Origin of the sequence: Aureimonas sp. AU20 (genome assembly GCF_001442755.1) — a bacterium.
In the GTDB taxonomy this organism is placed as follows: Bacteria; Pseudomonadota; Alphaproteobacteria; order Rhizobiales; family Rhizobiaceae; genus Aureimonas.
The window spans coordinates 381,774-395,161 of sequence record NZ_CP006369.1; the positions used below are offsets into that span (position 1 = coordinate 381,774).

The 13,388-nt window shown below is 63.6% G+C and carries 11 protein-coding genes; 7 read left to right on the plus strand and 4 right to left on the minus strand.

Annotation, left to right across the window (positions count from 1 at the left end; genetic code table 11):
- The first annotated feature begins 148 nt into the window (after positions 1–148).
- Positions 149–1,801: a phosphoethanolamine transferase gene (locus M673_RS20845; RefSeq protein WP_061978633.1), complete on the plus strand. Its 1,653-nt coding sequence runs from the start codon at positions 149–151 to the stop codon at positions 1,799–1,801.
- Positions 1,802–1,888: 87 nt separating this feature from the next.
- On the opposite strand, the gene M673_RS20850 is transcribed toward M673_RS20845, so the two are convergent.
- Genes M673_RS20850 through M673_RS20860 form a run of 3 tightly spaced genes read right to left on the minus strand, consistent with a single transcriptional unit; the run spans position 1,889 to position 4,512 of the window.
- A complete protein-coding gene (locus M673_RS20850; protein ID WP_061978634.1) occupies positions 1,889–2,770 on the minus strand; it encodes a TadE/TadG family type IV pilus assembly protein in 882 nt (293 codons plus the stop codon).
- Positions 2,770–3,300, minus strand: coding sequence for a TadE/TadG family type IV pilus assembly protein (locus M673_RS20855; protein WP_061978635.1), 531 nt, complete (start codon positions 3,298–3,300; stop codon positions 2,770–2,772). The genes M673_RS20850 and M673_RS20855 overlap by 1 nt, the downstream gene beginning before the upstream one ends.
- A 6-nt stretch (positions 3,301–3,306) precedes the next feature.
- Positions 3,307–4,512 (minus strand): TadE/TadG family type IV pilus assembly protein, encoded by a 1,206-nt coding sequence (locus M673_RS20860; RefSeq protein ID WP_061978636.1) that lies wholly within the window; start codon positions 4,510–4,512, stop codon positions 3,307–3,309.
- Between the two features lie 365 nt (positions 4,513–4,877).
- Between M673_RS20860 and M673_RS20865 the strand changes: the two genes are divergently transcribed.
- Both M673_RS20865 and M673_RS20870 read left to right on the plus strand, forming a co-directional pair.
- Entirely contained in the window at positions 4,878–6,833 is a 1,956-nt protein-coding gene (locus tag M673_RS20865; protein ID WP_061978637.1) for a putative bifunctional diguanylate cyclase/phosphodiesterase, read from the plus strand.
- Positions 6,834–7,094: 261 nt separating this feature from the next.
- Entirely contained in the window at positions 7,095–9,476 is a 2,382-nt protein-coding gene (locus M673_RS20870) for a bifunctional diguanylate cyclase/phosphodiesterase (protein ID WP_061978638.1), read from the plus strand.
- A gap of 49 nt (positions 9,477–9,525) precedes the next feature.
- Here M673_RS20870 and M673_RS20875 read toward each other — a convergent pair whose 3' ends face one another.
- On the minus strand, positions 9,526–9,882 hold the full coding sequence (locus M673_RS20875; RefSeq protein ID WP_061978639.1) for a VOC family protein: 357 nt from the start codon (positions 9,880–9,882) through the stop codon (positions 9,526–9,528).
- A gap of 393 nt (positions 9,883–10,275) precedes the next feature.
- On the opposite strand from M673_RS20875, the gene M673_RS20880 reads away from it, so the two are divergent.
- The 4 genes from M673_RS20880 to M673_RS20895 all read left to right on the plus strand — a co-directional run bounded on the left by M673_RS20880 (position 10,276) and on the right by M673_RS20895 (position 13,350).
- Positions 10,276–11,112 (plus strand): transporter substrate-binding domain-containing protein, encoded by an 837-nt coding sequence (locus M673_RS20880; RefSeq protein WP_061978640.1) that lies wholly within the window; start codon positions 10,276–10,278, stop codon positions 11,110–11,112.
- A gap of 115 nt (positions 11,113–11,227) precedes the next feature.
- Positions 11,228–11,890, plus strand: a complete 663-nt coding sequence (locus M673_RS20885; protein ID WP_061978641.1) for an amino acid ABC transporter permease — start codon at positions 11,228–11,230, stop codon at positions 11,888–11,890.
- Between the two features lie 18 nt (positions 11,891–11,908).
- Entirely contained in the window at positions 11,909–12,571 is a 663-nt protein-coding gene (locus M673_RS20890) for an amino acid ABC transporter permease (RefSeq protein ID WP_061978642.1), read from the plus strand.
- Positions 12,572–12,579: 8 nt separating this feature from the next.
- Entirely contained in the window at positions 12,580–13,350 is a 771-nt protein-coding gene (locus tag M673_RS20895; protein WP_061978643.1) for an amino acid ABC transporter ATP-binding protein, read from the plus strand.
- Positions 13,351–13,388 lie beyond the last annotated feature (38 nt).

Genomic DNA, 13,388 nt, shown 5'->3' on the forward strand with positions numbered 1-13,388 from the left:
AAACCGTATAGTTCCAGCGAGTTTTCCGCCACCAAGGCGGTGTAATTCGAAGGCTCCGATTCGTCTGTCGGAGCCGCCGCGCCGCTTGTCGCGCAAGGTTCGGCCCCGGCGGGCGCCGCCATGCCATTTCGTTTCGCGTAGGGCTTATATGCGTATCAGACGACCCCGGATCGGCAGCGTGACGCTGTCGATCCTCACCGCCGCCTTTCTCCTGTTTCTCACGAACTGGACGTTCTGGCGCAAGGCCTTCCTCTACTTCGCCGGGCACGAGGATCATCTCGCCCTGATGGCGATCGCGCTGTTCCTTCTGTTCGTCGCGCTGATGACGACGATCTCGGTCAGATACGCGACCAAGCCGCTGTTCATCGCCTTCATCCTGATCTCGGCCAGCGCCTCCTACTATGCCGACACGTTCGGTATCCTGATCTCGCGGGACATGATCCAGAACGTGGCGCTGACCTCGACCAGCGAGGCCCGGCACCTCGTCACGCCCGACCTGATCCGCCATCTCGCGCTCTACGGGCTTCTGCCTTCCGTTCTGATCTGTTGGGTCGAGATCGTCCATCGGCGCTTTCCCGCCAAGCTCCTCCACAATTGTCTGGTGATCTTCCCGGCCCTGGCGATCGCCGCCATCATCAGCCTTTCGACCTACTCCACCCTCGCCTCGACCTTTCGCGAGCATCGCGACCTGATCGGCAGTCTCAACCCGACGGCGCCCGTGGTCGCGGCCGTGCGCTACGCCTCGCACGAGATGCGCGAGCGCAACGTCGTCGCTCAGCCGCTGGGCCGCGACGCGCGGCAGGGCGAGCGGATGGCTGGGTCGGCGAAGCCAGTCCTGACCATCCTCGTGATCGGCGAGACGGCGCGCGCGCAGAATTTCGGACTGAACGGCTATGCCAAAGACACGACGCCCGAGCTTGCCGCCCGCAACGTCGCCCATTTCACGGATGTGTCGAGCTGCGGAACCTCGACCGCCGTTTCCGTGCCGTGCATGTTCTCGGTCTATCCGCGCTCCGCCTATTCCGAATACAAGGCGCTCGCCACCGAGAACCTGACCGACGTTCTCGGCCATGCCGGCGTCAAGGTGAAGTGGTTCGACAACGACGCGGGCGCCTATCAGGTCGCCGACCGCATTCCTTACGAATTCCTGCCCTCGACCAACGATCCCCGCTTCTGCTCCGGCGGCGAGTGCCAGGACGAGATCCTCGTGGAGCGGCTGAAGCGGGAGCTCGGCGAGGTCAAGTCGAACACCGTCCTCGTCCTTCACCAGATCGGCAGCCACGGGCCGGCCTATCACGAGCGCTACCCCGAGAGCTTCGAGCGTTTCAAGCCGGCCTGCCACACCGCGCAGTTCGCGGACTGCACGCGCGACGAGATCGTCAGCGCCTACGACAACACGATCGCCTATACCGACCACGTGCTCGCCGAGATCATCGACCTCCTGCACGACCACACCGAGTTCGCGGGCTCGCTCCTGTTCCTGTCGGACCACGGCGAGTCGCTGGGCGAGAACGGCCTCTACCTCCACGGCACGCCCTACTTCCTCGCCCCGAAGACGCAGACGCAGGTTCCGATGGTGGCCTGGTTCTCGGACGGCTATCAGGCCCTGCGGCCGACCGACCTCGCCTGTCTCAAGGCCCGGAAGGACGCGTCCCTGTCGCAGGACAATCTCTTCCACACGATGCTGGGCATGATGGACGTCTCGACAAATGCCTACGACAAGGGGCTCGACGCCTTCGCCGCATGCCGCGATCCGGCGCCGTCCGGCGGCCTCGCCTCCGCCGCCGAACCCAGATCGTAAGCGAAGACGTCTCGTCGCCAAGCGCCTCGGCCATCGCGAAATCGGGATGGAGACTTTCTCCCGCCCGATGCCTCTATGAGACGGACGTCACAGGTCGAATGTCGCGCATCCTCCAGACGATACCGAGGAACTGTAGCGCGGCAAGACGTAGCTCATTCCGGACAGGACGATGGCTTGCTCGAGGACGGCCCCGGTCACCGGCCGGAAGTCATAGCTGGCTTCACCCATGAGGATATAGAAAACCACTGGCGTGTTGGTCGGCTGTTGCGAGGACGATGGCTGCTGTGAAGGTTGCGACGGATGATGGCTCAAAAGACGCCCCTTTTCCTCCGAAGGCGCACGCAGGGGTGCGATAGCGGGATGATCCAGGCCAGTGTCGAACCCGCCACCAAGGCTTGCCAGTCGAACAGGGGCGCCACTCCGGGCCTCGCCCGACATGCGCGCGAGTGAACTGCGGAAAGCGCTCCCCCGAAGCAGCGCGCTGGTCGCTTCTTCGCGCGCTGCATAATCCCGCCCGTGGTCGAGCCGCTCTCGAAGGCGCCCTTGCAAAAGCTCTCCCTGCGCCTTGAGATTGTCTGGAATGGGAATAGCCGAGCCCTTCGCCAGCTGGTCGTAGCCTCGGGTCTGGCAGGACCAGTCCACCGCTCCCTTTCCGTCCACCACCTTGATCTGGGTGACGCGCATCCGGAGCGGGACGATCGAGTACGGAGCGATCGTGCCCTTGGAAATGCGGAACAGCTTCTGCAGATCGCTCTCGCTGAGCGAGGTCGACTGCGACACGAGATCCACGGCGTAACCCGCCGTGGCCTTGACTTTGCGATCCACCGTCAGGGCGATGCCGAGTTCGGACCCACCCAGGAGAACGATCAGAAGCAAGGGAACCACCAGCGCGAATTCCACCGCGCTGACGCCCCTCCGGTCGCGCCACAGGCGCCCGATCCATGTCCACTTTCTGGAGACTGTCCGCATCAGAAGGGCTCTGTCCGAAACGTGCTCATGCTCATCAGGACGACCGAGCCGTCGTTGGTGTCGGCGAAGAAGCGTCTGAGGACGCTGGTGAGAATGGGCCATTTGTAGAAGACGCGCAGGGCAACAATCGTGCCGCCGCGACTGAGCTCGTACTTGAAACCACTCGTATCGATCGCATCGCCCTTCATCGGCACATCGTCCGGCACGTCGGCGAAGGAAGGATAGGACCGGATGTCGAAGACGAGCTTGTTGCAATCCAGCATGATCTTCACCTTGTCGCAGGTGAAGGCCGCGAATTGCTCCTTCGTCATATTGTCGTGCTGCGCCCGCCCGACCCGCACCATGCGTCCGGCATAGGTCGTGCCCTTGTCGAGAACGAGTTCGGCGGTGAACAGAAGCGCGATTTCGATGATCGCGAAGACGATCAGAAAATAAAGCAGCGCGAGAACGCCGAACTCGACCGCCGTGCTGCCCGATTGCGACCGGCGGAAGCCTGAGGTTCGCAGGCGAAGCCTATCAAGGATGCCCATCGCGCGTCAGCTCGACAGCCGGCGGCGGACGGTCATGATGTCGTCCACGATCTGGAGCAACTGGCTCTCGGCCGATCCAGCGTCCTGCGCCTGATAATAGTAGTTCGGACTGGCGCAGGACTTCATGTTCGGCGAAATCAGATCGTAATATCGAGCCACGCGGTCACGGAAGAAGTTTCCAGTATCGAAGTTCTTGATGTATTTGATTTCCAGAACGACGAGGTCGATCCCGCCATCCTTGATAGGCTTGCACGAGAGCGGATCGACGGGCCCCAACGAAAACGGCGAAAAGCTCTCGTCTTCATCTCGAACACCATCCGTCACGACGATGGCGATCTTTTTGGGGTCGGATTGGGTCCTGCCCGAACCCTGCGCACCCAGCTTTCGTCTGAAATCCTCGAAGGCGAGTTTCATGTCCGAATGCGGGTGAGGCTCGGGCGCCGGTGTGCGAATGGACGCCTTTAGGATTCCAGCATGCGTGATCGGCGGTTGCCAGTCGTGAAACGACGAACTGAACCCTGCGGTCGCGACGCGGGTCGACACGAGCGAGCCGACTGCGCTGTTCAGCGAAAGCACTTTATCGATCATGCTATCGGCCGCAGATCGCAAGACATCGACCCGCAGTGTGACGCCCGCGATCTGACTGATCGCGTAGTTCGACAATGTTCTGTCCCAATCAGGGACATGGCAGGCGAACGCACAAGGTCGTCCGTTCATCTGGTTCGTTGCTTTTTCCAGCTTACTTCGGTCTTCATCGCTGGCCGCGATGTTCATCGATTCGGAGATGTCGAGCAGGAAGTAGAAATCGACGAAGCTCTTGCGCTGGATCAGCGCCTGCGAGCTCGCATCGATCGGAAGATTTCTGATCTGGAAAAGCTGCAGGAAGTTGGGAGCGAGGTTGCCCGAGCCGACCACATCGACCGTTCCAGCCGTCTGGTCGATCTTTCCCTGGAACGTCACATCGGGAAAGCCGACGGGAAGATTTGCCTTCGCCGCCAGCTGAATGACCTTCTGCGCCTCGGCTTCGGTGCCGATCTCCAGTTTCTTGGCCCCCGCCAAGGCCGCCGCATCCACCGCGCGCTGGACAACGGACTGGTCGATCCACTGCGTCGACAGATCCAGAATGCCGCCGAGCGAGCCGATCAGCAGCACGGACAAGATGCCCGTGATAACGGCGAAGTTTCCCCGTTGATCTTGAACAAACGTCTTCATCGGGAATTCCCGCAAACAATCCATCGCAGTGATTAGCAATCGTCAGTAAATATTTCTCCACCCAAGCTGAGTGTGTTTTGATTCGTCTGTTACATGTAATAAAATAAGATCATCAGCACTGCATATGGTTTGAACGGAAGCTGATGAAAAATGATATCTTTATGTTCCAGAACTGCGCCGACCGCCGATCGGTACGTTTTGAGGAACGGGCAAACACAAAGGGAGAACCGCTGATTTATTATGTATTAATCATGATGCGCCAAATAGACTTCTCGAAGTAGTTTATTTATTCGATTCACGCGACGGCAGGGCTAAACGCGCTAACAAACATCGTATCGAACGAGACGCGATCTGCAGGGGGCCTCTTGAACCGCGATTTCTCCAAGGCGAGATCGATCGAGCAGGCACGTTATCATGCCTTGGCGAAGGTCTGGCCGGCGCTTTATCTGGCGCTGGTCGGAGACATGATAGCGGTCTCCTTCGTTCACATGGCCATGGCGCCCTGGTGGGCGACATTCCTGTTCCCGGCGATCCTGATTCCCAAAGCCTTGATCTGTTCCGTGAGATGGTATCGCAATCGCGATACGATCCCGCCGGTGGACGAGTGCGTACGGGCGATCCGGGTGCTCGGCATCGAGGTGGTCGTCTGGATGGGCCTCATCGTCGCCTGGGAAATCTGGCTGGCGCAATGGGGCAATGCCGATACGCTGATCGTCCTCATGCTGTGCGTGGCCGGGCAGATGGTGTTTCTCCAGTTCGGGCTCCTCCAGCTTCGGCTGGCGTCGCTCGTCTCGGGCGCGATCTGCCTCGCCGGCCTCATCTACCTGGGATCGGGCATCGAGTCGCTGGTCGGCACGATCGGCGTCGTGACCGTGTTGGTGATGGGGTTCGGGAGCTTCGCGCTTATCGCCTACGGATACTATTTCGACTTCACCAGCCTCGTCGTGTCCCGGTTGACGCTCGAGACCAAGGCGGAGGAGGTCCAACTCCTGAGCGAGACGAACTTTCGCCTCGCCAACACCGACTCCCTCACGGATATCGGCAACCGCCGCCGGTGCTTTCATGATCTGGAGAAGGCTCTGCAAGCAGCGGCCGATACCGGACGCGCGGTCGCCTTCGGCGTTCTCGACCTCGACGGGTTCAAGGCGGTCAACGACAGCAACGGCCATGTCGTCGGCGACCGGCTCCTCCATGCCATGGCCGCGCGCATCCGCGATACGCTGGGCGAGTTCGGCGACGTCTACCGGCTGGGCGGCGACGAATTCGCCTTCATCATCGCCGGCGAGGAGAGTCCGGAGCGCCTTCTGGAAATCGGCGAAGACCTGATCTCGAGCGTGCAGACGCCGATCCGGATCGGCGACTTCAACATGCTGCTGGGATGTTCGATCGGCTTCGCCACCTATCCCAAGAGTGCGGAAAGCGCCGAGGAGCTTTACGACCGCGCCGACTACGCGCTGTTCCATGCCAAGCGCACCGGCCGGTCGAGGCCGGTCGTGTTCAACGAGGAGCACGAGCGCAGCGTGCGCCAGACGGCGCTGATCGAGCGCACGCTGCGCGCGGCGGATCTCGAGGAAGAACTCTACCTCACCTTCCAGCCCATCGTCGATTCGCACCAGAACAAGACCATGCTCTTGGAGTGCCTGGCGCGATGGCAGAGCCCGGTTCTAGGCCTGGTCTCGCCTGCCCAGTTCATCGTGGCCGCCGAACAGTCCGGCTTCATCTCCACTTTGACGCCCATTCTCCTGCGCAAGGCGCTTCTGGCCATCCAGCAATGGCCGGGCGAGGTCGGCATCTCCTTCAACCTTTCGGGCCACGACATTGTGGCACCGGAAAAGGTCCTGAACCTCATCGGCATCCTGATGCACAGCGGCGTGGCGCCGAACCGCGTCGAGTTCGAGGTGACGGAAACCGCCATCATGATGAATCTCGATCAGGCGCTGGCCAATCTGCACCTGCTCAAGGCCACCGGCGCGCGCATCTCGCTGGACGATTTCGGCACGGGCTATTCCAGTCTCAGCCAGATCCAGAAGCTGCCGCTCGACAAGATCAAGGTGGATGCGAGCTTCGTGCGCGATCTGGAAACCAACCCGGCCAGCCGCAAGATCGTCAGCTCGGTGACCGCCCTCTCGCGAGACCTCTCGCTCAGCTGTGTCGTGGAGGGCGTCGAAACGCGCGAGCAACTCGACATCCTGCAGGGCCTCGGCTGCTCGCTGATTCAGGGCTACTTCTATTCAAGGCCGATGCGCGAGGGGGATGTCGAGGCCTTCCTCGATCAGCAGCTGGAACTTCGCAGCTCGATCGAGGCCAGCGCTTCGGCCTGACCGGCAATGCCTGGAAATCTTGTCTGAACCGACCCGGTCGATGCGCGATGGGAACTCGCATGTCGGCCGATCGGCACCCGATCGCGAAGGCCGAACCCTTTCAGCCTTCCCAGAAACACCCTCCCGGCGGCCGCTGGGCCCCGGAAACGCGGCGGCATTAGCCGATCCATAACTCATCGCGCGATAGTTTCTAGGGAACGGCCGTCCGCACCATAGATCAGCGACTCGCGCCCGGCGCGAGCGAGAAGGAAAACGTTCGAGATGATGACGGTCCTCGGATGTATCGTCCACCAGCATAATCTCTGGCTCGTGCTGATGGCCGCCGTCATCTGCGGCTCGGGCTCCTGGGCCATGGTGCGATTGTTCACGCGCGCGGCGCTCACCAGTTCGCTCGAGAAGATCGCCTGGATCGTCCTGTCGGCCTTCGTCACCGGTGCATCGATCTGGAGCACGCATTTCGTCGCCATGCTGGGCTACGAGCCGGGCGTGCCGATCGCCTTCGATCCCGTCCTCACGATCGTCTCGCTGCTGGTCGCCATGACGGGCTCGGGCCTCGGCCTCCTGATCGCCACCGCGAAACAGCCGGCGGCGCCGGCGATCGGCGGCGCCGTGGTCGGCCTGTCGATCGCCGTCATGCATTATGTCGGGATGCTCGCCTACCGCGTGCAGGGCATCGTGAGCTGGGATCGGTCCTATCTCATGGCCTCCATCCTGATCTCCTGCACCCTGGCGGCGGCGGCTCTCTACCTTGCGCTGCGGCCAGGAAGCGAGCGCGCCCGCGCGCATGGCGCGTCGGGTCTGTTCTTCCTGTCGATCATCGGGCTGCACTTCACCGGTATGACAGCGTTCGGTGTCACGCCGATGCAGGTGGACGGCTCCTTCTCCAACCCGGAGGCCCTGAACGCGCTCGCTTTCGCGGTGGGCTGCGTCGGCCTGTTCATCGTCGGCTCGGGCTTTGCCAGCAGCTTCATCGACAACAAGGCCCGGGCGGCGGCCTCGGACGCGCTCGCCAACATGTCGAACGGACTGACCATGTTGTCGCCCGGCGGCATGGTCACGCTGGTCAACGATCGGGTCCGCCAGCTTTTCGGGCTGGAGCCGGAGGAGCTGAAGGTCGGGATGACGCTGGAGGCCTATCTCGGCACGATCGGCCAGCGCGTGGGTTGGGACGAGGCGCGCCTGGAACGGATCATCGACAAGCACCGGGCCTGGATGCGGGAGAAGACCACCACGCGCGTCGAGCATCATTTCGACCACGGTCCCGTTCTGAGCATCGTCTGCCAGCCCGTCCACCGTGGCGGCGCCATCCTGACCTACGAGGACGTCACCGAGACGCGCAACGGGCAGAAGACGATCGCCCATATGGCGTTCCACGATGCGCTGACCGGACTCAGAAACCGGCGCATGTTCGCCAAATGCATCGAGGCGCTGCTCCCGGAGGGCGAGTTGTCGATGCTCATGATCGATCTCGATCGCTTCAAGGGCGTCAACGATCGGCTGGGCCATTCGGTCGGGGACGAGTTGCTGCGGCAGGTGGCGATGCGGCTGGAGACCCATCTGCGCGAGGGCGAGCAGGCCTTCCGGCTCGGCGGAGACGAGTTGGCGGTGCTTCTGTCCGCGCCCCCCGAACGGGTCGTCGCGCTGGCGCATACGATCACGACCTCGATCGCGATCCCGTTCGAGATCGGACCGCACGTGGTCGCGATCGGCTGCAGCATCGGCATTGCCACGGCGATAGGCTCGGACGATGCCTCCACGCTGCAGCAGAAGGCGGATCTTGCCCTCTATACCGCCAAGGACGGTGGCCGGAACCGGTTCGAACTCTACCAGGACGGCATGCTGGAGGAGGAAGCCGGCAAGCGCGCGCTGGAGCAGGACCTATCCGCCGCGATCGCCCTCGGTCAGCTGGAGCTTTGGTATCAGCCGCTTCACAGCCTCCCCGACCGGCGGCACAGCGGGTTCGAGGCGCTGATCCGCTGGCGCCATCCCGTCCGCGGCCTCGTCCCGCCCGGCGAGTTCATTCCCATGGCGGAGCGATGCGGGCTGATCGGCGAGATCGGCGCCTGGGTGATCGAGGCCGCATGCGAGCAGGCCGCGCTCTGGCCCGCCGACCTCTACATCTCCATCAACGTCTCGGCCGTGCAACTGCGCTCGGTCGCGCTCCCTCTGCAGATCAGAGAGGCGCTGGCCCGGCACCGCGTGGACGCCTCGCGGATCGAGATCGAGATCACCGAAACCGCGATGGTGGAGAACAGCGGCCAGATCGCCCTGACGCTGGCCAGCCTTCGCGCGATCGGCCTGCGGATCGCGATGGACGATTTCGGCACGGGCTATTCCTCGCTCGCCCATCTTCGCGAGTTCAAGATCGACCGCATCAAGATCGACCGCAGCTTCGTTTCCGCCTCCAGCCACGATGCGGGCGCGGCGGCGATCGTGCGTGCCGTTCTTTCCATGGCCCGCGAACTCAGCATCGACACGACCGCCGAGGGCATCGAGGAGGAAGAGCAGCTCCAGAGCCTGCTCGAGCTAGGCTGCGGAACGGCGCAAGGCTATCTCCTGGGCCGCCCGCTCGACGGCCCGGCCGCCGAAACCTTCATGCGCGAACGGCCCGCGCCGAAACTGGCGAAGCTTCGCGTCGTGTAAGGAGCGGGGTTCGCCTTGCCGGCGAGCTCAGGCCGGGTTCGGCAGGCCGCTATCCCGCCTCGTGCGCGAGAATGTTCGCGAGCCGGCCGAACGGATCGCCCACGAAGAAGCGCCTGACGCCCCAAGGCTCCGTCGCCGGGCCGTATTCGATAGGGTGGCCGGCCTCCACGATTCGACGGAAAACCTCGTCGAGATCGCTCACCTCGACCGAAAGCTCGGGAACCGGCGTCCCGGAACCGCCCTCCAGGGCAAAGCTGATCTGGGGCGCGACCGCGCCGGACCCGACGAAGGTGACGATCCCGCCGTAGTCCATCCCGATCGTCAGTCCGATAAGGTCCCCGTAGAAGCGCCGAGCGTCGTCCAGCCGATCGGTCGCGATATTGGGAACGATCCGCGTCACGCTCATTCGCTCGCCTCAACCACCGCAACAAACCTCCTCGGCCGGGGTCGAGCGCCGGATCTCGGATCTACGGGTTCGTTCCCGCGCGACCCTATCACGGCCCGAGGGCCTGCCTCGAAGCGCTCAACAAGACTGATGGTCGGGGGTTGGGGGAAGCTTTCGCGGCCACCAGACGAGAAGCCGCGCGCTCTTCAGTGGAGGGCGAAAGCTCGGCCTTCGCAAATGAAGCTCCGACACCAATCAGAGCGTCGTCATGTTGCAAACGCTTGAGCGAACGCGCGGCGAATTTTCTCCCATGATGTGCATTGACAAAATTTCGTGCGCGCTCACAAATGGGGCAATCCAATATTCTGGTACTGTGTACGGTATATCGGACACCCCATCTCTGGAGGAATGGCAATGGATACGAAGTCCCTCATCCTCGGCCTGACGGCGGCAACGACGCTCGCGCTGGCGTCGATACCAGCGCAGGCGGCCAAGCTCGACGACGTGCTGTCGCGCGGCAAGCTCGTGGTCGGCACCGGCTCGACCAATGCGCCCTGGCACTTCAAGGACGCCGGCGACACGCTCCAGGGTTTCGACATCGACATGGCGAAGACCGTGGCCAAGGCCCTGTTCGGGGACGCGGAGAAGGTCGAGTTCGTCAACCAGTCCTCCGACGCACGCATCCCCAACATCACCACCGGCAAGGTCGACATGACCTGCCAGTTCATGACCGTGACGGGCGAGCGCGCCCAGCAGGTCAACTTCACCATTCCCTATTATCGCGAGGGCGTCGGCCTCATGCTGAAGGAGGGCGGCCAATATGCCGACTACGCCGCGCTGAAGGCCGCCGGCTCCTCCGTGACCATCGCCGTTCTCCAGAACGTCTATGCCGAGGAGCTCGTCCACAAGGCGCTGCCCGAGGCGACGGTGGACCAGTACGACGCGCAGGATCTTCTCTATCAGGCGCTGCAATCGGGCCGCGCGGACGCGGCGGCGACCGACCAGTCCTCCATCGCCTGGTACGTCACGCAGAACCCGGGCCAGTACAAGGACGGCGGCTACGGCTGGAGCCCGCAGACCTATGCCTGCGCCGTCGCCAAGGGCGACCAGGACTGGCTGAACTTCGTCAACACCGCGCTGCACGAGGCGATGACGGGCGTCGAGTTCGACACCTACGCCGCGTCCTTCAAGAAGTGGTTCGGCAAGGACCTGCCGCCCCCGGCGATCGGTTTCCCCGTCGAGTTCAAGTAAGTCGAGTTCAAGGAAGCGGCACCAGTCGCGCTTAGACGAGACGCCGGGGCGTGAAGGCGGAATTTGATTCCGGCCGAACGTCCCGGCGAGGCCCAGCCCGCCGCGAGGGGTCCCGATGGGATACACGCTGAACTTCGACGCCGTCTGGCGAAACTTCGACCATCTGCTCTGGGGCCTCGGGCTCAGCCTGGTTCTGGCCTTCTTCGCCATCGGCGTCGGCTGCGCGCTGGGGCTGGTTCTGGCCTTCGCGCGCACCTCCCGCTCGCGGCCCCTCGCCGCGCTGGCCGGGCTCTATGTCACGCTGTTGCGCAACCTGCCGCTTCTGGTTCTCGTCCTATTTTCCTTCTTCGCCCTGCCGCAGCTCGGCCTGCGCCTGTCGAAGCAGAGCTCCTTCGTGCTGGCGCTGGCGCTCTACTCCGCCGCCTATCTGGCGGAGGTCTTTCGCGGCGGGCTGCTCGGCGTGCCCAAGGGCCTGCGCGAAGCGGGGCTCGCCATCGGTCTGACCGAAGGGCAGATCCGCCGTCGCATCATCCTGCCCGTCATGCTGCGGGCCGTCCTGCCGGCGCTGGGCAGCACCTTCATCGGCCTGTTCAAGGACACCTCGCTCGCGGCCGCGATCGCGGTTCCCGAACTCACCTTCGAAGCGCGCAAGATCAATGTCGAGACCTTTCGCGTCATCGAGACCTGGATCGTGGCGAGCGGGCTCTATGTCGCGACCTGCTCGATCCTCGCCGCCCTTCTGCGCCGCATCGAGGCGCGCCTCGCCGTTTCGCGATAAGCCCGTTCGAGGTCGCTCATGAACCCGCCTCCCTCCTTTCTCGACCTCGTGTGGCTGGCCCGCTGGCCGCTGCTCTATGGCCTCGGCACGACGGTCGCCATCTCGCTGCTGGCAATTGCCGGGGGCACGGTCATCGGCACGCTGCTCGGCCTGGCGCTGACCTATGGCAACCGCTTCGTGCGCATCGTCGCGCGCGCCTATACCGATTTCGTGCGCGGCACGCCGGTGCTCGTTCTGGTTCTGGCGAGCTTCTACATCCTCGGCACGATCGGGCTGGACCTCTCGGCCTTTCAGGCAGGCGTCCTGGCGCTCACCGTCTTCTGCTCCTCGCATGTCGGCGAGATCACGCGTGGCGCGTTGCAGACCCTGCCCAAAGGACAGACGGAAGCGGCCAAGGCCATCGGCCTCACCTTCGGCCAGACCTTTCGCTACGTGCTGGGGCCGCAGGCGCTTCGCCTTTCCCTTCCCCCGCTGGTCAACACGGGCGCGGAGATGGTGAAGGCCTCGACGCTTCTTTCCGTCATCGGCGTTGCCGAACTGCTCCTGCGCACGCAGGAGGTCATTTCCCGAACCTTCCAGAGCCTGCCCTTCTATCTCCTGGCCGGGCTTCTCTACTTCACCGTCAACTTCGCCATCGAGCGCCTCGGCCGTCTGGTCGAGCGTCGCCTGAGCGCTGCCTGAGAGCTGCCATGACCGCCAATCTTCTGGAGATCCGGGGCCTGCGAAAGAGCTATGGCCCGGTCGAGGTGCTCAAGGGCGTCGACTGCGACGTGAAACCCGGCGAGGTGATCTCGATCATCGGTTCGTCGGGCTCGGGCAAGACCACGATGCTTCGCTGCGTCAACATGCTGGAGGAGTTCGAGGGCGGCACGATCCGCATCGACGGCGAGGAGATCGGCTTCGAGACCGTGAACGGCCAGCGCCGGCGCAAGGCCGAGAAGGACATCGCCCGCCAGCGCGCGCTGACCGGCATGGCCTTTCAGCAGTTCAACCTCTTCCCGCACATGACGGCCCTGGAAAACGTCACGCTCGGCCTCACGCTCGTGCGCAAGCTCGGCCGCGAGGAGGCGCGCGCGCTCGGCGAAAAATGGCTAGACCGCGTCGGCCTCCTCGCGCGCAAGGACCACCACCCCTCCAAGCTTTCGGGCGGCCAGCAGCAGCGCGTCGCCATCGCCCGCGCCATCGCCATGAGCCCGCGCCTCATGCTGTTCGACGAGGTGACCTCGGCTCTCGATCCCGAACTCGTCGCCGAGGTGCTTCAGGTCGTGCGAAGCCTTGCCGAGGAGGGCATGACCATGCTTCTCGTCACCCACGAGATGCGCTTCGCTCACGACGTGTCGAGCCGCGTCATCTTCATGAACCAGGGCAGCATCGGCGAGGAAGGGAACCCGCGCGAGATGTTCGCCTCGCCCCGAACCGAGCGGCTTGCCGCCTTTCTTCAGTCGTCGCGCTTCGACTGACCCGATGGGCGCGGGCCCCGCCCGCCCCTTTCCCACAT